We start from the raw sequence: 17,629 nt of genomic DNA, 5'->3' as shown, positions 1-17,629 counted from the left end.
GCAATAATGGTAAAAATGTTTATTGAATCAATGAAAAACCTTGTCTCAAAACCAGAAACAATAAAATATCCGTTCGAGCCTTCCCCTGAACCTAAAGGATACAGAGGTTTAATTATTTACAATGAAGAGCACTGTATTTTTTGCGATAAATGTGAAAATATCTGTCCTCCCGGAGCAATTAAATTTGAAGTGGTAGATGTTAAAAGCGGAAAAAAGCAATACAATTATAATCCTTATTTATGTATTTACTGCGGAGCCTGTATAAGTGTATGTCCAAAAGTAAATGAAGCTCTTATGCAGTCTGAAAAAAGAATGCCTCCTTTGGGACGTGTAGTTTATAAAGAAGAAGGGCTTGGCTATTTTATAAAAGAAATAGATAATCCTAAAGAGCTGGAAAAAAAATGGGGAGAGTTGGAAGCGAGGGCTAAAGAATCAAGGGAAAAACTTTCAGTTTATAAAAAACAGCAAAGATTAAAAAAACAGGCTGCAAAAAAAGAAGCTTCTTCTTAATTTTCTTCTTTTTTATTAAATTCTTACAAGTTATTTAAGTGATTTTTTTATTGACACTAATTATTTTTAGAGTTATAATATGAATATCTGTTCAAAAAGGATGGGAAATGAAAATAGCTTTTTTTGAAATAAAGGAAGAAGAAAAAGAGTTTTTTAAGCAAAATTTAAAAAATATTGATGTGGAAGCGTTTTTTTACAAAGAAACTGTCAATGAGGCAAAAAGATATGATTTTGATGTGATAAGTGTTTTTGTCCATTCTAAAATTGATAAAAATATTTTGGATGAATTTCCTAATTTAAAATATATACAAACCCGCTCAACAGGATATGACCATATTGATTTGGTTGAATGTTATAAAAGGGGAATAAAAGTAAGTAATGTAAGAGGATATGCCGGTCCTGCCGTAGGGGAATTTGCTTACGGACTGTTGCTTGAAGCAAATAGAAAACTTTATATTGCAATAAACAGGCTGAAAAACGGCAATTTGAATTATAAAGATTTAAAAGGTACGGAAATTGAGGGTAAAAATATAGGTATTTTAGGATTAGGTACTATTGGTTTACAAATTGCAAAAATAGCAAGAGGATTTGGTGCTGAAATATTCGGTTTTTCAAGAACAAAAAAAGAGATATATGATAAGCTAGGTATTAATTTTTGCACATTTGATGAAGTTTTGGAAAATAGTGATTTTTTATTTATTGCCCTTCCTTTGACTCCTAATACAAAAAATTTGATTAATAAAAACAATATTTCAAAATTTAAAGGCAGTGTAATTATAAATCCGGCAAGAGCCGAAATTATTGAAAAAGAAGTTTATGAAACTTTTGACGGTATTATTGCCGCAGATGTATTGCCCGATTGGAATTTGAGCAAAAAAGAAAATATTATTGCAACCCCTCATATGGCTTATTATACAAAAGAAGCTCTTTTTAGAATAATGCAAATAAGTCTTGATAATTTAATGGACTTTTTAACCGGAAAAATACCGCGATATTGCTTAAAAGAAGCCTGTAAAAAGGATTACAAGGAGTGTAAATGAAGAAATTGATTCTTTTTATAGGAGCTGTTTTATTTGCATGCAGCAGTGATTGTATAGAATGTCATCCAAAATTAAAGAAAATGGAAAATAATCCCCAAAACAGATATTACAAAGAACATCATTTTTTAAAAAGCTGTACAAAATGCCATCCAAACCATCCTCAAAAAGGAATGGATAAATGCGGTGCCGACTGTTTTGACTGTCACAGTAGGGAAAAACTTATTCATACGCCTGTTCCGGAGCATCAAAAATTGAATACCTGTACGAAGTGTCACAAAGACAGTGTAAATGATATTTTAAATATTCCTAAAAACCCTATTATAAATAAATAATTTTATAAAAATATGAAAAATAAGCCAGATTCTATTGACATAAAGTATAATTTTTCTTATAATTTCAGTCCACAAAGGCAATTGACCCGTTAGCTCAGTCGGTAGAGCATCTGCCTTTTAAGCAGAGGGCCGTTGGTTCGAATCCAACACGGGTCACCATTGTCCCCATCGTCTAGAGGTCTAGGACACCGCCCTTTCACGGCGGCGACACGGGTTCGACTCCCGTTGGGGACGCCATGGGTCGCTTAGCTCAGTTGGGAGAGCACCAGCCTTACAAGCTGGGGGTCGCAGGTTCGAGCCCTGCAGCGACCACCATATATTTTATCATACGGAGCCGTAGTTTAGCTGGTTAGAATGCCGGCCTGTCACGCCGGAGGTCGCGGGTTCGAGTCCCGTCGGCTCCGCCACTATTTAACGGATAATGGGAGATTAAAAATTGTATTTAATGGTGACTGACACTTAAAATTTAATATTATAAATATAATATAAAAAATTCTATTAATAATATAATTTAAAATAATTAACTAATTATTTTTATCTTTGTAGTTTTTTTTATTATCTGCATTTAGTTAGAGTTATTTTTTTCAGCAAAAAATATTTTCTCCTAAAATTTTATATGTATCTATTTTATAAAAATTTTTCAATTCTTTGTAAATATCAGGAAAATGTTTTTTTAAAATTGCCGGTCTTACAAAAAAATATTCACTCATAACTGCAAAAAATTCTGCTTTGTTTGTTGTGGCATATTTGTCAAGAAGATGATATTTTCCCAAAAATCTTCCTTTAATGGTGTTTTCTTTAAATTTTTCATATTCTTTAAACATTGTTTTTGCAAATTCTTTTATTTTACTTTCTTCCAAAGGGGGTATTCCGTCCATAGCTCCGTTGTTATAATCTATTTCATGTGCGAATTCGTGTATTATTACGTTTCTGTGACATTTATGAATTTCTTTTTTTGCTTTGTCCCATACTATTATTACGGCGTCTTTTGTCGCTTCTCCTTCTATTAATATTTCTTCATTGGAGATGATATTTTCAATTTCTTTTTTGTGTAAAATGATTGTATTGGGATATACAAAAATATAACTTAAATTTGGATAACAGAAATATTTATAAGCTACAGTGGGTAGGCATGCATAAAAAGCGATTTTTGTTTTTATTTCATCATTTATATCTGTATAAATACCGAAAAATTTTTTTTCTTTTAAAAACCATTGAATTTTAAAATTTATAATTTTTTTTAGATTTTCAGGAAGTAATTCATAATATTTAATAGATTTTAAGATATCCAAAATTTTTTTGGGAGGAGGGTTTTTTTCAATTTTTTTTAACCATTTTTTGTATTTGATATATTCAATTATTTGAAAAAAAAGATAAATAAAAAGGAAAAACCATAAAAAAATTAGAAGATATTTAAAATTTTTCATCTAAGGATGGCTTCTATACCTTTAAATCCTGCGGCTGCCAATATTATACTTCCGATTACATTAAGTAAAATATATGAAAGTGATTCGAAAATAAGGCCGTTTTTTATAAGAAAAAAACTTTCAACCGCAAATGTTGAAAAGGTTGTAAATGCTCCCATCATCCCTGTGGTAAGGAGTGATTTCAAATGGGCGTTTTGTATGGCTCCGTATTGAATTAATGCTATAAATATTCCGAGTAAAAAACTTCCTATTAAGTTAACGCTTAATGTTCCGAAAGGGATATCATGTTTAAAAGCGCTGTTTACAAGTCCTGCGGTATAGGCTCTTAAAATTGCACCTATAAATCCTCCTATTCCAATAGCTAACATTGTGTCAATTTTCATAACTCTCCTTTAATTTAAAATTCAACATCAATATTCATTATCTAACATTTAACATTTATCATTCAACATTTTTTATATTCTTTATTTAATATTTCCTGCATTTTTTCTCTCATATCTTCATACCAGTTTGGATTGTCTTTTGGATAAAAAGATGGTAAAAAGATAACTTTTATTGTCTGTTTTTCCACCCTAAAGGGATTTTTTTTAAAAGCAAACGGTAAATTTATTATTACAAACGGCTGAACTTTTAAATTTAGTTTTTCAACCACCCCTTTGAGGCCTTTTTTAAATGGCAGTAATTTTTTAGGGTTTTTTTTATTTCTTGTGCCTTCCGGAAAAGCCGCTATTTTAAGATTTCTTTTAATTCTGTCTTTTATTTCTCTAATCATTTTGATTGTGGAAGCTTTATTGCTTCTGTCCACTAAAATCATATCTGTTTTTGTAAGCATATATTTAATAACAGGTATTTTGCCAAGTTCCGCTTTTGCAATCCATATTGTTTTTTCATCAATTACTGATTCAAATAATGCTATATCCAAATTGTGAGTATGATTTCCTAAAAATATATTGGCGTTTTTGTCAATTTCGCCTTCTATAATTACTTCTTTTGCAATCATATTTGTAAGAATGTGAGAACATTTTTTACGGTATTTAAGCTCATTTTTAGGATCGATTCCGCATAAAGCCCCTGTAATTAAAAGGCAAATGCCTGCTTTTATTAATTTTAAATAAGAGATAATACTATTTAAGATTTTCATTTTTTACCCATCCTGTTTTACCGTCAATTTTTATTTTTGTGTAATTTTTTTTGATATTTAAAATTTCAACTTTTGTATCCACTATAGGCGAATAAAAAACCGTTGAATTTTGTGTCGGTAAAATTCTGACTTTGGAATTTCTTTTTAATACCTTTTCTCCTTTTGGAAAAATGGAGATAATCAGGTAAATTGATAAAATAATCGGAATTATCAATAATAAAATTTTTTGATAAATTAAGAAAATTAATATAAAAAATGCAATTATAACTAAAATAAGAATGTTTACAGGGGTAAAAAACGTTTTTTCTTCCGGAGTAATATCTGTTTGTGTACTTATTGTTTTTTCTTTTAAAATTATCGGTATAGATATTTTTTTGTAATTTTGAATATCGGTATTAAAATAATAAAAAATAAAATTTTTGGTATTTTTTGGTAAATAGGTAAAATAGGCGGCTTCGTTTTTATTAATCACAGTAAGATTTTCATCATTTGTTAATTTAAAATCCTCTAAATTTGCATTTTTTGTTTTAATAGTAAATGATAATAAAATTTTATTGTTTATATTGGTAGAAATAGGATTTATTATCTCTAAATTTTGTGCTGTAACATTACAAAATTTTGGAATATTTTCAACGGCTTTTGTTTTATATAATGAACTTAGATTTATGCTTTTGTTAAAATCGCCGGATGTAATAAACAATGTATTGTTTCCGTCGTTTTTATATCTTAAATTTAATAAATAAACATAAGGATTTTGTTTTGTGTAATTTATTTCTCCTTTATTTAAAGAAAAATTTAAATCCGTTATATTTGGGGTAATAAGTTTGGCTTTTAAATTAATAATTTGGTTTTTGTAATAAAATTTCTGTAAATTGGGGTACGTAATTATTAAATTGCCTGCATATAAAAATAAAAAAGAAAATAAAAAAAAGATTATTCTCATTTTAGAGCAATATTAATATTGTTTTCTTTTGTAAACTGTTTAATATATGCAAAAAATTTTCTTCTCTTTTTCCCGTAAAGGGTGATTTTTACATTGTTTTTTAATTTTAAGGGGTTAACCCATTTTCCATTGTGCATAACGCCAAAATGTAAATGGGGACCGGTTGAGAGTCCGCTGTTTCCAAGATATCCTATAACGCTCCCCTGTCTAACCCATTTACCTACATATATTCCCCTTTTGAATCCGTGAAGGTGCGCATACAAAGTCATATATCCGTTTTTATGTCTTATTTCAACGCTTCTGCCATATCCCCTGATCCATCCTTTGTAAATTATTTTACCGTCGGCTACAGAGTGGATTGGTGTTCCTATTTTATTTACAAAATCAACACCGTCATGCATTCTCCATTTATGTAAAATAGGATGAAATCTCATTCCAAAAGGTGAAGAAATTCTGGTATATCTTAAAGGGGCTTTTAAAAACATTCCCCTAAGACTTCTTCCTTTTTCATCATAATATCTGTTATCAATAGGATTTAAAAATGCGTTAACGCTGTAAAATCTGTTTTTAATCTGTGCAAAAACAATTTTTACATCCCTGATTTCGGAAAACCTTTTCTTTTCATCATAAATTATTGAAATTGTCGTTCCTTTTGGAAGTGTTCTAAAATTTACCCTGTCATTAAAAATATTAATTATTTTATTGGTTAAAATGCTTAAATGTGTGGCTTTATACAAATCATAACTTAAATAGCTGTTTATTGTAACCTGAACTTTTTTTTCTTCTGTATTGTAAATTATAGGAATAATTTTGGTAAAGTATTTGTTGTTGTTTTTTATGATTTGCAGCTGTTTTTGTGAATTTATTGGAATGAGGGCTTCTTTAAAGTTGTTGTTTTCCCTTAATATAAAAATTGTTTCGTTTTTGGCAATATTTCTTACATATCTTTTAAGCTTGGCCGGTAAATTATAATAAATTGAATATGGAAGGCTGTTTTGTTTTAAAAATCCGTAAAATGTGGAAAATTTATTCCATTTTTGAATATCAATTCTATACGCTAAAATAAAAACCGGTATAAGTAAAAAAAGTAATAATTTTTTCATTTTAAGAATCCTTCAAGCATTTTTATACCGTCATTTCCTCCCAAAATGCTCTCCATTGCCCTTTCCGGATGGGGCATAAGCCCGAATACGTTTTTATTTTCGTTACATATACCGGCTATGGAGTCGTCGCTTCCGTTTGGATTTAATTCTTTTCCGTCTTTATCACAGTATTTTAATATTACCTGCCCTTTATCATACATTTTTTTTAGAGTTTCACTATCCACTTTATAATTGCCTTCCGCATGTGCTATAGGAATATTTATAATATCTTCGGCTTCAAAATTTTGTAAAAATTTATTTTCATTGTTTATTATTTTTAAATGGTGAAATTTGGAAATAAAATGCAAATTCTCATTTCTTGTCATGGCACCAGGGAGAAGATGTGATTCTAATAAAATTTGAAAACCGTTACAAATTCCAAGAACAAAGCCGCCTTTTTTTGCATACTCTGTTACATCATTCATTATTGGAGAAAATCTTGCAATTGCCCCGCTTCTTAAATAATCTCCATAGCTGAATCCCCCGGGGAGTATTACCAAATCATAATTTTTTAATTTATCGGTATGCCAGATGAATTCAGCCTTGGCTCCTATTTTTTCAAAAGCCCATTTGGTGTCTCTGTCACAATTGGTACCCGGAAATACAACGACCCCCACTAACATTATTTAACCTCAATTTCATAATTTTCTATAACAGGGTTTGCCAACAGCTCATCCGCCATTTTTTTAGCTTCCTCTATTGCTTTTTCTTTGTTATCTGTATTTATGTTTAGTAAAATCTGTTTTCCGACCCTTACGTCTTCCACATTATTAAAGCCGAGCGTTTCAAGAGCATGCTTTACAGCTTTTCCCTGAGGGTCGAGCACCCCTTTTTTTAAATGAACATTTATGGCTATTTTCATTTTGCTTCCTTTAATCTTTCCAATATTTCACTGTATGCCTCTTTAATATCTCCCAAATCGAATCTAAATAAATCTTTATCCATTTTTTTACCTGTTTTTTTATCCCATAATCTGCAGCTGTCGGGTGTTATTTCATCAGCCAAAATAATATTTCCGTTTTTGTCTTTGCCGAATTCCACTTTAAAATCAACTAAAATAAGCCCGATTTTATCGAAAAATCCGGTTAAGAATTCATTTATTTTTCTGCCGTATTCTCTTAATATGTCAAGTTCTTTTCTATTATCTACCAAATTTAAAATCATTGCATGGTCGTCATTTATTAAAGGATCGTTTAATTCGTCATTTTTATAATAAAATTCTATTATGGTAAAAGGCAGTTTTTTACCTTCTTTAAGTCCAAGCCTTTTAGACAGGCTTCCTGCCGCAATGTTCCTGAGTACCACTTCTATTGGAATTATATCGACTTTTTTAACAAGCAGTTTAGTGTTGTCTATCTGTTTTATCAGATGTGTCGGTATTCCTTCTTTTTGTAAAGCTTCAAAAATCAGTGTGGTAATGGCACAGTTTAATTCTCCTTTTCCACTCTCGCTTGCCGCTTTTACACCGTTAAAAGCTGTCAGGGAATCTTTAAATTCACATATTACTTCATCCGGATTTTGCGCTTTGTATATTCTTTTTGCTTTTCCTTCATATAAAAGTTGCATTTATTCTCCTTATTTTTGATTCGCAATTATCAGTGCTTTTAAAATATTCGCCCCTGTAATCAGTTGTAAATCATTGTCTGTTTTTTTAATTTTTTGATTATATTTTGTTTTTTTAGGTTTAGTTTTATTTAGTTCAGCTCTTAAATGGTTTTTAAGTTCGGATTCTTTAATTAAACCTTCTTTGTTTTCATTAACTTTTTCTATTTTTGCAGGGTGAACTATAATATCCGGTATAACTCCTTTTGCCTGAATGGTTCTTCCGCTCGGAAGATAATATTTAGCTACCGTTAATCTTACCGCTTCATTTTTATTAACAGGAATAATCGCCTGAACGCTTCCTTTTCCAAAAGTGGTTTCTCCCACTATAACTGCTCTTTTTTTGTCTTGCAGTGCCCCGCTCACTATTTCACTTGCACTTGCGCTTCCCCCGTTAACGAGTACAACGATAGGAATGTTTTTGTATGTTCCGCTTGAGTGTGCATAAAATACCTGATTTTCACTTGGGACCCTTCCTTTTTGTGAAACTAAAACGCCTTTGTCGATAAATAAATCGAGCGTGCCCACAGCCTGGTTCAAAAGTCCGCCCGGATTGTTTCTTAAATCAATTATAATACCTTTTTTATGGTATTTTTTAAGATTTAGAAGGATTTTTTTAAGAGAACTTACAACATTTTTATCAAAGCTGCTGATTCTTATATATTCGATGGAAGGATAATTTTGCAGAGCATAAGCTTTAACCGATTTGATTTTAATAATTGCCCTTGTAATTGTTACATCAAATGTTTTTCCTTTTCTTACGACTGTAAGAGTTACTTTTGTACCAGGTTTTCCTCTTAATAAATTGACATCTTCGTCAAGTGTCAAATCAAGTGTTGCTTTGCCGTTTATTTTTAAAATAATGTCTCCGGCTTTTAGTCCCGCTTTATATGCCGGGGTGTCATCAATTGGTGATATAACTGTTAAAACACCGTTTTTTATGCCTATTACAATTCCTAAGCCTCCGAATTCGCCTGTTGTCTGAACTTTTAATTCCTGATAAGCCTTTTTGTCAAGATAGCTCGAATGTGGGTCAAGATTTGGTAAAAGACCTTTTAGTGCTTTATTAATTATAGTGGTTGTATTAAGTTCATCCACATAATATGCCTCTATAATATTTACCACTTTTACAAATTTTTCGTAAGCTGCGAGACGAGTTTCTTTGGTTTCTGCAAATAATGAAACCACCATAAAAACGGCTAAGATTAATTTTTTCATTAAAAAATTCCTTTTTTATGAAATTCTATTATAATTGGAAATAAATTTCAATGGCATAAAATAGTTAGTAGTGAAAATAGTGAGTAGTGAAAATAGTGAGTAGTGAAAATAGTGAGTAGTGAGTTGTGAGTAGATTAAAAAATTTATAAAAAAATGCATTAAAAACTTGACATAAACGCACTCAATTTGATATAATAACATTAACTAAAACTTTAAGGAGGAAGATAATGGAAAAATTATTCGAAAAATTAACAAATCAGATGATGGAATCAATTGAAAGCGGGCTAAGTCTGGCGCTTCATAATAAAAACCCTGAAGTGCATCCGTTGCATGTGGTATGGGGGCTTGTAACAAATACAAATACAGTGCTTAACCAGGCATTCAATAAAATGGGGGTGGATAAAACGGCAATAGAACTTGAATTAAAAAGCGCTGTTGACAGACTCCCAAAGGTAGACAATATTACAAAAGAATCTATTAAAATAGGAAGAGAATTAATCCAAAGTCTGCAAAACTCCGAAGCGCTTGCCACAAGATTTGGGGATAAATATATAGCTGTTGACACATGGCTTATTGCAAATATTGATTCATTTAAAGATACACTTGGTAAATTTGTAGATTTAATGGAACTTAAAAAAACACTTGAAGCAATAAGAGGAGAGAAAAAGATTGAGAGTAAAAGTGCGGATGAAAATCTTGATTCATTAAACAAATATGGAATTGACTTAACGGCAAAAGCAAGGGCGGGTGAACTTGACCCGGTAATCGGAAGAGACGAAGAAATAAACAGAATGATGCAGATTTTAATCAGAAAAACAAAAAATAATCCTATATTGCTCGGTGAACCTGGTGTCGGTAAAACGGCACTGGTCGAAGGTCTGGCCCAGAGAATTGTAAAAAAGGAAGTGCCTACAAGTTTACAAAACAGAAGATTGATTGCGCTTGATATGACGGCATTAATTGCAGGGGCAAAATACAGAGGTGAATTTGAAGACAGGCTAAAAGCGGTTGTTGATGAAGTAAAAGCAAATCCAGATGTAATTTTATTTATAGATGAAATTCATACAATTGTGGGGGCAGGTGCAAGCGAAGGAAGTATGGACGCGGCAAATATTTTAAAACCGGCACTTGCAAGAGGAGAGTTAAGAACCATAGGTGCGACAACTTTGAAAGAATACAGGAAATATTTTGAAAAAGATGCTGCGCTTCAAAGAAGATTCCAGCCTGTAATGGTCGATGAGCCGAGTGTAAATGAGGCAATCAGAATTTTAAGAGGTCTTAAAGAAAGATTAGAAGCCCACCATCAGGTATTGATTAAAGACGAAGCTTTGGTTGCGGCGGCAAAACTTACCGACAGATATATAAGTGACAGGTTTTTACCAGATAAGGCAATTGACGCAATTGACGAAGCTGCAGCTGAGATTAGAATGCAAATAGAAAGCGAACCGTTTGAACTTGCCAAAATAAAAAGAGAAATTGAGCAGATTATGGTGGAAAAAGAAGCTTTGCAGCTTGAGCTTGAAAGCAGCGTAAATAAAGAAAAAATAGAAAAAAGATTAAATGAAATAGAAAAAGAACTTGCAAACCTTGAAGAAGAAAAAAGAAAACTTGAAAGTAAATTTGAAGAAGAAAAAAGAGTATTAAAATCTATTGCCGAAACAAAAGAAGAAATTGAAAAACTAAAAACCCAGGCTGAAATTGCAAAAAGAGAAGGTGATTTTACAAAAGCTGCCGAAATTGAATACGGAAAAATTGTAGAACTCAGAAAAAAAGTGGAAGAACTTGAGAAAAAATGGGAAGAAATGCAAAAAGAGGGAACTCTTCTTAAAAATGCTGTAGATGAAGAAGCGGTTGCCGATGTTGTAAGCAAATGGACTGCAATTCCTGTAAATAAAATGCTTCAAAGCGAACTTGAAAAAATATTGCATATTGAAGACGAGCTTAAAAAATGGGTTGTCGGACAGGATGAGGCTATTAAAGCTGTTGCAAGGGCAATTAAGAGAAATAAAGCCGGGCTTGGCGATCCAAACAGACCGATAGGCAGCTTTATGTTCTTAGGACCGACAGGAGTTGGTAAAACAGAAACAGCAAAAACATTAGCAAGATTTTTGTTTGATGATGAAAAGGCAATGATAAGATTTGATATGAGCGAATATATGGATAAAATTTCTGTATCAAAACTAATCGGTGCCGCGCCTGGATATGTGGGATATGAAGAAGGCGGCCAGTTAACCGAAGCTGTGAGAAGAAAACCTTACAGTGTGGTATTGTTTGATGAGATTGAAAAAGCACATCCGGACGTGTTTAACATTCTTTTGCAGGTGCTTGATGACGGAAGGCTTACAGACAATAAAGGTGTGACGGTTGATTTTAAAAACACAATAATTATTCTAACAAGTAATATTGCAAGCGATATTATTATGGAAATAAAAGATGCTCAGGCCAGAAAAGAAGCTGTTTGGGCGGAACTAAAAAGAAGGATGAAACCTGAATTTTTAAACAGGCTTGATGATGTGGTTGTATTTAATCCTTTAGGAAAAGAACAGGTTAAACAGATTGTTGAAATACTTTTAAGAAAAATTACAACAAGACTTGCTAACAGGGATATTGAATTAATCTTAAGCGAAAGCGCAAAAGATTTTATTGCGGATGTCGGATTTGACCCGGTATTCGGTGCAAGACCTCTTAAAAGGGCAATGGCTGAAGTTATAGAAGATACATTGGCAGAACTTATTCTTGAAGGCAAAGTTAAAGATGGTGACAAAGTGGAATTTGATATAGACGGAGACTTTATAGTGGTTAAGGTAAACGGTACAGAAGCCGGCAGATATCATAAATAATTCTCAGCCCTTTCGGGCTTTTATTAATTAAAATTTAAAAAAGTATCAGACACTAAATATTTGAGTTTTTTGTTTTAATTTTTGTTATAATTTCCATCAAAAAGGTTAAAAAATGTATTTTTGGATTTATGGTATGCATATAATCTTATTTTTTAGTTACGGAGTCTTTTTTCTGCAGTTTATCAAATCTTTACAAAATGATTTAAAAGATAAATTTTTTTTGGTGTTTTGAGCCTTGTTTTTATGTTGCTGGTTTTATTTGACGGGACAAAACTGATTTTATTAAACCCGGCGGCGGCAAAAACCGGTGTTTGGCTGCATGTGAAACTTACATTTTTTATAGCAGTTATGATAGAAAATATAATTTTATTTTATTTTTTAATAAAAAAGAAAAAATTTACATATAATTCTTATAATATTTTATACTGGATTAACTATTTTGTATTTATCATTATGATTGTTTTAGCCGTATTTAAATTTTTTTAAAGGAAATAAATGTTAAGATTTGCGCCGAGTCCAACAGGGGATATGCATATTGGAAACCTAAGGGTTGCCATTTTTAATTATATAGTTGCAAAACAGAGAAAAGAAAAATATCTTGTAAGAATTGAGGATACGGACAAAGAAAGAAATATCGAGGGAAAAGATAAAGAAATACTTAATATTTTAAACCTTTTTGGAATAAAATATGACCAGGTTGTTTATCAGTCCGGAAATTTTCATCTTCATGGGGAAATGGCAAACAGACTTTTAAAAGAAAAAAAAGCGTTTGCCTGTTTTTGCACGGAAGCTGATATTAATTTTGAAAGAGAAAAGGCGAAAATCGAAAAAAGACCTTACAGATATTCCGGTAAATGTGAATATTTAGACGAAAAAATACTCCAAAAATATATAAAAGAAAATAAAAAATATGTTGTAAGAATTAAAAAGCCCGATAAAAATATAAAATTTAAAGATTTAATAAAAGGAGAGATGGGATTTTCCCCGTTTGAAGTCGACAGTTTTATTATCCTCAGGGCCGATAAAACCCCTACATACAATTTCGCCTGCGCAATTGATGATATGATTTATGATATTTCTCTTGTAATAAGGGGAGAAGACCATTTAAGCAACACCCCAAAGCAGATTCATATAAGAAATTTAATCGGATATGATAAAAAAATAGAATATGCCCATCTGCCTATTATTTTAAATGCTGAGGGTAAAAAAATGAGCAAAAGGGATAATGCAAGCAGTGTAAAATGGCTTTTAGAAGAGGGATTTTTACCCGAAGCCATTGCCAATTACCTGATATTGCTTGGAAACAGCTTCGAAAAAGAGATATTCACCCTTGAAGAGGCTGTGGAATTTTTTGATTTAACCAAAATTTCCCGTGCACCTGCCAAATTTGATATTGAAAAATTAAAATTTATAAATCAGCAGCATTTGAAAAAATTAACTGATTTATATAAACTTTTTGAAGTAAATGAAATTTATGAAAATCTGCTTGAGATTTTAAGAGACGAAAGTTCTACTTTAAAAGAGATAAAAGAAAAATTTAATAAGATTTTTGAAAAAAGCGTAGATGAAGAGTTTAAACAGCAAAGAGAAATATTAAAAAAAGAGATTTTAGAAAATGAATTGGAAGAGAGTTATGACGATTTTAAAAAAAGAGTAATGAAAAACACATCTCTTAAAGGTAAAAAGCTGTTTATGCCTTTAAGGGAGCTTTTAATAAATGAAAAACACGGGGCGGAAATAAAAGATTTATATACGGCAATGTTGCAGTATCTTAAAGAAATAATAAAGAGGAGATAAAATGAATGCTATTTTAATATCGATTTTGCAGTTTATTAATTTAATAATAAGCATATATGTATGGGTCGTGATTATTGCCGCTTTGATAACCTGGGTGCAGCCAAATCCTTACAATCCGATTGTTCAGTTTTTGTGGAATGTAACGGAGCCTGTTTACAGATGGATTAGACGTTATATCCCTACTCGTTTCGGAGGGTTTGATATTGCACCGATTGTTTTAATATTGGCTTTGGAATTTTTGCAGATACTTATTAATAATATAATTATGAGCTTATGATAATTATTTTATTTATTCCTCTTTTTCTTTTTTCGCTGAATCTATCAAATATACTTGCACATCCAAAAAGTTATGTACGGGATTTTTATCTTACGGAATTTATGAAAGAGACAAATTCCACTGTTTTGGCTTATAAAGCATATAATTCCCTTTATAAACCAAAGCCTTTTTTACATTTAAAAATATTGGCTCAAAAAGATAAACTTTTTGAAAACATTTATAAATGTATAAATGTAAAAAAAGAATATTTAAACGATGTGGATGTTTCCTGTATTCAGGGCGGAGGGTTAACCCTAAAAACAATTTCAACGCTTGATAAAAAAACATTAATTAATTTGTATACTAAACTTGCAAATGGCAAAGTAAAAGAAGCCATAAAATGCTTTATTGATGATGATTTTTCCAAAATTTTCAAAAACAGGAATCTGGGCTATTATTTTATTTTGAATTTTCCGGACAAAAGAATTGATCAGTATATAAATAATTTTTCTATTTTTGAAGACAGTTATTTTTATATGTTTGTAAAAAGTGTTGTTTTAAACAATTTACCGAAACTTTCCGATTCTCTTTTAAAAATTAATTATAAGAATTTGGACAAAAAATCCAAATGGTGGCTTTTTTTAAATGCTATGAAATGCAATAAAGAGAAATTGGCACTAAATATCTTACAAAGCATGTCGAAAAATTCAAAAACAGATTTCTGGCTGTGGCGTTTAACAAATGAAAAAAAATATTTTAACGCCCTGCTTAAAAGGACAAGAATAGATTTTTATACACTTTTTGCATATGAAGAGGCGAATAAAAAATTTTTCATAAAAAATAAAATTATTTATAATTCTGTAAAATCCCCTGAGTACAATGAAAGTAACCCCTGGGATAATTTAAAATTTTTTGATGATTTTAAAAGGTCAAAAGATTTGTTTGCTTTTGCCAGAAAACTTGACAATAATGAAACGCTTGCTTTAAAGGCCTTGGTTTTGGACAAGGCTTTTAATTATAAAATTAATATATTTATAACACCCGATATTTATAATGATAAAAACATAAGTTTTAAATCGTTTGTTTATGCAATAGCCAGGCAGGAGAGCAGGTTTATTCCTTCAAGTGTAAGCAGAAGCTACGCACTCGGGACTATGCAGATAATGCCGTTTTTGGTAAGAGCTATGAAAGGAGATGTTTTCAGGCAGTTTAATTGCAGAGAAAATATAATATTAGGGGTAAAACATTTGAAATGGCTTTTTTCAAAACTTAAAGACCCTTTAATGGTTGCCTATGCTTATAACGGAGGAATAGGATTTGTAAAGAGAAAAGTAATTCCAAATTTTAAATACAGGGGGAAATATGAGCCTTTTTTGAGTATGGAATTAATTCCTTTAGATGAATCAAGAGAATATGGGAAAAAAGTTATAACCAATTATATTATTTATTCCCATATTTTCGGAGATAAAAATTTAACTTTGCATAAACTACTTAAAAAAGAGCTTAACCTCTCCCCAGTCTTTGCTTTTATATTCTAAAATATAAGGTTTGCCTGTATCTGGGAATTTTACTAAATAATAATTCATCCAGGAATTGTAAAAAGGAAAAGTTTTATATAAAATAAATTTAGGTATTTTAGAGGAAATTTTAACAGGCTTTTGTCCGTTTAAACAAATTGAAAATTCCTGATTTATTAACTGATTATCAAAATCATTATAAACACCTATTAAAAATGTCGGATTTTGAAATTTGTTTTTGTATAAACCGTTTAAATAAACGGCGTCAATCAGTGCTTTGGTTTCAAGTGAGTTAAGTATCTGTGTTCTTTGGGTGTATTTTAGTGTTTTTTCATAAAAAGGGTCGTGTTTTAATGCCTGTTTGATAGAACATCCGCTAAAAAAAATCAATAACAGTATGAATAAAAATTTTTTCATTCCAAACTCCGTTTTATTATTGTTAATTTGTATTATATCATATTGATTAAATAAAAAAAATTGTGTAAAATGGAAAAAAACCAAAAGAGGCGAAAATGCGTTTTAATGTTATTGGAATAGGCGATTATAAAGGAAAATGTATTTATGACGAAGCGGAAGACGCTTTAATGGTAGATGAAGAAATAGTTCTTGATTTTAAAAAAAATATAAAGATTATTTAAAATATACAAAATTTTTAATTAATTCAATCAGTGGAAGAGGGTGGCTTTCTTTTCAGTTTATTCCCGATGATTATGATGTCTTAAAAAGAAAATTTGCAATAATAACGGCTCATAATCCCAAAGGTCTTATTTTAAATGATTTTTTAAATTTTTTGAAAAATACCGAACTTGAAGTTATATTGAAAACATTTGGATATGAATATTTTTCGAGTGTGGGGGAGCTGTTTGACCACGGCGAATATTCTTTTATAGTTTATGATATAGAAAAAGACGATGCACTGAATATTGCAAAAGAGTTTGACCAGTATTCTTTTTTTTATAATTCGGGAGAATATATTTCAATTACAGAATGTGAAAGTAAAGAAGATTTGCTCAATTATAATTATATGATTCATTTTAAAGGAAATTAATGCACGATTTACAAAACAGAAAACTAACAACCGGTGAAAAAATGGGGGTAAGCGCAGCACTTATAATGTTTGTGGCTGTCGGTATGATTATGGGCGGAACCACGGCGGGCAATGATAATCTGGTTCTTGCAGGCGGGGGTGTTTTTAGTATAGGTGCCACAATTGCTCTGTATTTGCTTTTTAAACACAAACCGAAGGATAAAGATTTTTAAATGTATAATCTGTAATAATTTCAGTTTTGAAATTATCTGTAAAGAATGCCAGAAAAAATATTTAAAGCCTGATATAAAAATAAAAATCAATACCGTAAGTTTTTACAGATATGACGAAATTGAATGGCTTGTAAAATACAAATATCACAGATTCGGAGACAGGGTTTTTAAAATTCTGGCCGAAAATTCATTTAAAATTTTTGCAAAAAACATTAATGAAAAATTTTTTGTAATTCCTGTTGATGACAGGATAAAAAAAGGTTTTTCCCATACGGCAATACTTGCAAAATCAATGAAAAATAAATTTTTAACTCCTTTGTTTAACTCTTTACATTCCGCAAATAATGTTAAATATGCTGGAGAGTCTCTTGAATTTAGATTAAATAACCCAAGAAATTTTAAATATTTAGGGCCTAAAAATATAGATGTCATTTTGGTGGATGATATAAAAACAACTGGCACTACCCTGAATGAGGCAAAAGAGGTTTTATCCCAATATGGTGTGAATGTTTATTTGAGTATAGTACTGGCTGATTTGTCTTAAACTTTATAAAAATAATGATTTGCAAAAATAATTTTACGTCAGTATTTAAAGGCTTTATTT

Annotated in this window: 22 protein-coding genes and 4 tRNA genes; 16 read left to right on the top strand and 10 right to left on the bottom strand. The window is 30.7% G+C overall.

Annotated features, from left to right (window positions below):
- Positions 1–6 precede the first annotated feature (6 nt).
- The 7 genes from DZ68_RS0101625 (at position 7) to DZ68_RS0101595 (ending at position 2,289) form a co-directional block, all read left to right on the top strand.
- The gene (locus DZ68_RS0101625; RefSeq protein WP_024790565.1) at positions 7–510 is read left to right on the top strand and encodes a 4Fe-4S dicluster domain-containing protein; all 504 of its coding nucleotides are present in this window, start codon (positions 7–9) and stop codon (positions 508–510) included.
- Positions 511–617: 107 nt separating this feature from the next.
- The gene (locus DZ68_RS0101620) at positions 618–1,550 is read left to right on the top strand and encodes an NAD(P)-dependent oxidoreductase (RefSeq protein ID WP_024790564.1); all 933 of its coding nucleotides are present in this window, start codon (positions 618–620) and stop codon (positions 1,548–1,550) included.
- Positions 1,547–1,882: a hypothetical protein gene (locus DZ68_RS0101615; protein ID WP_024786947.1), complete on the top strand. Its 336-nt coding sequence runs from the start codon at positions 1,547–1,549 to the stop codon at positions 1,880–1,882. Before DZ68_RS0101620 ends, DZ68_RS0101615 begins: the two co-directional genes overlap by 4 nt.
- An 83-nt stretch (positions 1,883–1,965) precedes the next feature.
- Positions 1,966–2,041: transfer RNA gene (locus DZ68_RS0101610), tRNA-Lys, on the top strand.
- Between the two features lie 2 nt (positions 2,042–2,043).
- Positions 2,044–2,119, top strand: a tRNA-Glu gene (locus DZ68_RS0101605).
- Positions 2,120–2,121: 2 nt separating this feature from the next.
- Positions 2,122–2,197 (top strand) — tRNA-Val (locus tag DZ68_RS0101600).
- A 15-nt stretch (positions 2,198–2,212) separates the two neighbouring features.
- Positions 2,213–2,289, top strand: a tRNA-Asp gene (locus tag DZ68_RS0101595).
- Positions 2,290–2,466: 177 nt separating this feature from the next.
- Here DZ68_RS0101595 and DZ68_RS0101590 read toward each other — a convergent pair.
- The 9 genes from DZ68_RS0101590 to DZ68_RS0101550 form a co-directional block, all read right to left on the bottom strand.
- A complete protein-coding gene (locus tag DZ68_RS0101590) occupies positions 2,467–3,309 on the bottom strand; it encodes a zinc-dependent peptidase (protein ID WP_024790563.1) in 843 nt (280 codons plus the stop codon).
- Positions 3,306–3,692, bottom strand: coding sequence for a fluoride efflux transporter CrcB (gene crcB, locus DZ68_RS0101585; RefSeq protein ID WP_024786945.1), 387 nt, complete (start codon positions 3,690–3,692; stop codon positions 3,306–3,308). The genes DZ68_RS0101590 and crcB overlap by 4 nt, the downstream gene beginning before the upstream one ends.
- Before the next feature lie 62 nt (positions 3,693–3,754).
- Complete coding sequence (locus DZ68_RS0101580) at positions 3,755–4,450, bottom strand: lysophospholipid acyltransferase family protein (protein ID WP_024790562.1); 696 nt, start codon at positions 4,448–4,450, stop codon at positions 3,755–3,757.
- Complete coding sequence (locus DZ68_RS0101575; RefSeq protein ID WP_024790561.1) at positions 4,434–5,393, bottom strand: hypothetical protein; 960 nt, start codon at positions 5,391–5,393, stop codon at positions 4,434–4,436. The genes DZ68_RS0101580 and DZ68_RS0101575 overlap by 17 nt, the downstream gene beginning before the upstream one ends.
- Positions 5,390–6,496, bottom strand: a complete 1,107-nt coding sequence (locus DZ68_RS10405; protein ID WP_024786942.1) for a peptidoglycan DD-metalloendopeptidase family protein — start codon at positions 6,494–6,496, stop codon at positions 5,390–5,392. Before DZ68_RS10405 ends, DZ68_RS0101575 begins: the two co-directional genes overlap by 4 nt.
- Positions 6,493–7,158 carry a phosphoribosylformylglycinamidine synthase subunit PurQ gene (purQ, locus tag DZ68_RS0101565; RefSeq protein WP_024790560.1) on the bottom strand — a complete coding sequence of 222 codons (666 nt, stop codon included), beginning with the start codon at positions 7,156–7,158 and terminating at the stop codon, positions 6,493–6,495. Before purQ ends, DZ68_RS10405 begins: the two co-directional genes overlap by 4 nt.
- A complete protein-coding gene (gene purS, locus DZ68_RS0101560; protein WP_024790559.1) occupies positions 7,158–7,397 on the bottom strand; it encodes a phosphoribosylformylglycinamidine synthase subunit PurS in 240 nt (79 codons plus the stop codon). The genes purQ and purS overlap by 1 nt, the downstream gene beginning before the upstream one ends.
- Positions 7,394–8,101: a phosphoribosylaminoimidazolesuccinocarboxamide synthase gene (purC, locus tag DZ68_RS0101555; protein ID WP_024790558.1), complete on the bottom strand. Its 708-nt coding sequence runs from the start codon at positions 8,099–8,101 to the stop codon at positions 7,394–7,396. The genes purS and purC overlap by 4 nt, the downstream gene beginning before the upstream one ends.
- A 9-nt stretch (positions 8,102–8,110) precedes the next feature.
- Positions 8,111–9,355, bottom strand: a complete 1,245-nt coding sequence (locus tag DZ68_RS0101550; protein ID WP_024786939.1) for a S41 family peptidase — start codon at positions 9,353–9,355, stop codon at positions 8,111–8,113.
- A gap of 227 nt (positions 9,356–9,582) precedes the next feature.
- Here DZ68_RS0101550 and DZ68_RS11185 point away from each other — a divergent pair, with 227 nt between their 5' ends.
- From DZ68_RS11185 to DZ68_RS0101520, 5 genes are all read left to right on the top strand, one after another.
- On the top strand, positions 9,583–12,195 hold the full coding sequence (locus tag DZ68_RS11185; RefSeq protein WP_024786938.1) for an ATP-dependent Clp protease ATP-binding subunit: 2,613 nt from the start codon (positions 9,583–9,585) through the stop codon (positions 12,193–12,195).
- A 243-nt stretch (positions 12,196–12,438) separates the two neighbouring features.
- Complete coding sequence (locus DZ68_RS0101535) at positions 12,439–12,681, top strand: hypothetical protein (protein WP_156921410.1); 243 nt, start codon at positions 12,439–12,441, stop codon at positions 12,679–12,681.
- Between the two features lie 9 nt (positions 12,682–12,690).
- A complete protein-coding gene (gene gltX / locus DZ68_RS0101530; protein ID WP_024786936.1) occupies positions 12,691–13,992 on the top strand; it encodes a glutamate--tRNA ligase in 1,302 nt (433 codons plus the stop codon).
- A 1-nt stretch (position 13,993) separates the two neighbouring features.
- On the top strand, positions 13,994–14,269 hold the full coding sequence (locus DZ68_RS0101525; RefSeq protein WP_024786935.1) for a YggT family protein: 276 nt from the start codon (positions 13,994–13,996) through the stop codon (positions 14,267–14,269).
- Positions 14,266–15,786 carry a transglycosylase SLT domain-containing protein gene (locus DZ68_RS0101520; RefSeq protein WP_024790556.1) on the top strand — a complete coding sequence of 507 codons (1,521 nt, stop codon included), beginning with the start codon at positions 14,266–14,268 and terminating at the stop codon, positions 15,784–15,786. The genes DZ68_RS0101525 and DZ68_RS0101520 overlap by 4 nt, the downstream gene beginning before the upstream one ends.
- On the opposite strand, the gene DZ68_RS0101515 is transcribed toward DZ68_RS0101520, so the two are convergent.
- The gene (locus DZ68_RS0101515; RefSeq protein WP_024790555.1) at positions 15,736–16,182 is read right to left on the bottom strand and encodes a hypothetical protein; all 447 of its coding nucleotides are present in this window, start codon (positions 16,180–16,182) and stop codon (positions 15,736–15,738) included. The two genes, DZ68_RS0101520 and DZ68_RS0101515, sit on opposite strands and share 51 nt — an antisense overlap.
- Positions 16,183–16,277: 95 nt before the next feature.
- On the opposite strand from DZ68_RS0101515, the gene DZ68_RS11180 reads away from it, so the two are divergent.
- The 4 genes from DZ68_RS11180 (at position 16,278) to DZ68_RS0101500 (ending at position 17,569) form a co-directional block, all read left to right on the top strand.
- Positions 16,278–16,403, top strand: a complete 126-nt coding sequence (locus DZ68_RS11180) for a hypothetical protein (RefSeq protein ID WP_255327375.1) — start codon at positions 16,278–16,280, stop codon at positions 16,401–16,403.
- 152 nt (positions 16,404–16,555) lie between these two features.
- The gene (locus DZ68_RS10940) at positions 16,556–16,813 is read left to right on the top strand and encodes a DUF3293 domain-containing protein (RefSeq protein WP_236619695.1); all 258 of its coding nucleotides are present in this window, start codon (positions 16,556–16,558) and stop codon (positions 16,811–16,813) included.
- Positions 16,813–17,025, top strand: a complete 213-nt coding sequence (locus tag DZ68_RS0101505; protein WP_024790554.1) for a hypothetical protein — start codon at positions 16,813–16,815, stop codon at positions 17,023–17,025. The genes DZ68_RS10940 and DZ68_RS0101505 overlap by 1 nt, the downstream gene beginning before the upstream one ends.
- Positions 16,976–17,569 (top strand): ComF family protein, encoded by a 594-nt coding sequence (locus DZ68_RS0101500; RefSeq protein WP_236619694.1) that lies wholly within the window; start codon positions 16,976–16,978, stop codon positions 17,567–17,569. The genes DZ68_RS0101505 and DZ68_RS0101500 overlap by 50 nt, the downstream gene beginning before the upstream one ends.
- Positions 17,570–17,629: the final 60 nt, after the last annotated feature.

Origin of the sequence: Lebetimonas sp. JS085 (assembly GCF_000523295.1) — a bacterium.
In the GTDB taxonomy this organism is placed as follows: Bacteria; Campylobacterota; Campylobacteria; order Campylobacterales; family Nautiliaceae; genus Lebetimonas.
Note: the sequence above shows the minus strand (reverse complement) of the source record. Positions and strands in the feature narration are given on the sequence as shown.

Coding starts and splice junctions, on each gene's coding strand:
- DZ68_RS0101590 (WP_024790563.1), bottom strand. CDS start 3,309: ATGAAAAATTTTAAATATCTTCTAATTTTTTTATGGTTTTTCCTTTTT.
- DZ68_RS0101620 (WP_024790564.1), top strand. CDS start 618: ATGAAAATAGCTTTTTTTGAAATAAAGGAAGAAGAAAAAGAGTTTTTT.
- DZ68_RS11185 (WP_024786938.1), top strand. CDS start 9,583: ATGGAAAAATTATTCGAAAAATTAACAAATCAGATGATGGAATCAATT.
- DZ68_RS0101505 (WP_024790554.1), top strand. CDS start 16,813: ATGCACGATTTACAAAACAGAAAACTAACAACCGGTGAAAAAATGGGG.
- DZ68_RS0101520 (WP_024790556.1), top strand. CDS start 14,266: ATGATAATTATTTTATTTATTCCTCTTTTTCTTTTTTCGCTGAATCTA.
- DZ68_RS11180 (WP_255327375.1), top strand. CDS start 16,278: ATGCGTTTTAATGTTATTGGAATAGGCGATTATAAAGGAAAATGTATT.
- crcB (WP_024786945.1), bottom strand. CDS start 3,692: ATGAAAATTGACACAATGTTAGCTATTGGAATAGGAGGATTTATAGGT.
- purQ (WP_024790560.1), bottom strand. CDS start 7,158: ATGTTAGTGGGGGTCGTTGTATTTCCGGGTACCAATTGTGACAGAGAC.
- DZ68_RS10405 (WP_024786942.1), bottom strand. CDS start 6,496: ATGAAAAAATTATTACTTTTTTTACTTATACCGGTTTTTATTTTAGCG.
- purC (WP_024790558.1), bottom strand. CDS start 8,101: ATGCAACTTTTATATGAAGGAAAAGCAAAAAGAATATACAAAGCGCAA.
- gltX (WP_024786936.1), top strand. CDS start 12,691: ATGTTAAGATTTGCGCCGAGTCCAACAGGGGATATGCATATTGGAAAC.
- purS (WP_024790559.1), bottom strand. CDS start 7,397: ATGAAAATAGCCATAAATGTTCATTTAAAAAAAGGGGTGCTCGACCCT.
- DZ68_RS0101615 (WP_024786947.1), top strand. CDS start 1,547: ATGAAGAAATTGATTCTTTTTATAGGAGCTGTTTTATTTGCATGCAGC.
- DZ68_RS0101535 (WP_156921410.1), top strand. CDS start 12,439: ATGTTGCTGGTTTTATTTGACGGGACAAAACTGATTTTATTAAACCCG.
- DZ68_RS0101580 (WP_024790562.1), bottom strand. CDS start 4,450: ATGAAAATCTTAAATAGTATTATCTCTTATTTAAAATTAATAAAAGCA.
- DZ68_RS0101575 (WP_024790561.1), bottom strand. CDS start 5,393: ATGAGAATAATCTTTTTTTTATTTTCTTTTTTATTTTTATATGCAGGC.
- DZ68_RS0101525 (WP_024786935.1), top strand. CDS start 13,994: ATGAATGCTATTTTAATATCGATTTTGCAGTTTATTAATTTAATAATA.
- DZ68_RS0101625 (WP_024790565.1), top strand. CDS start 7: ATGGTAAAAATGTTTATTGAATCAATGAAAAACCTTGTCTCAAAACCA.
- DZ68_RS0101515 (WP_024790555.1), bottom strand. CDS start 16,182: ATGAAAAAATTTTTATTCATACTGTTATTGATTTTTTTTAGCGGATGT.
- DZ68_RS0101550 (WP_024786939.1), bottom strand. CDS start 9,355: ATGAAAAAATTAATCTTAGCCGTTTTTATGGTGGTTTCATTATTTGCA.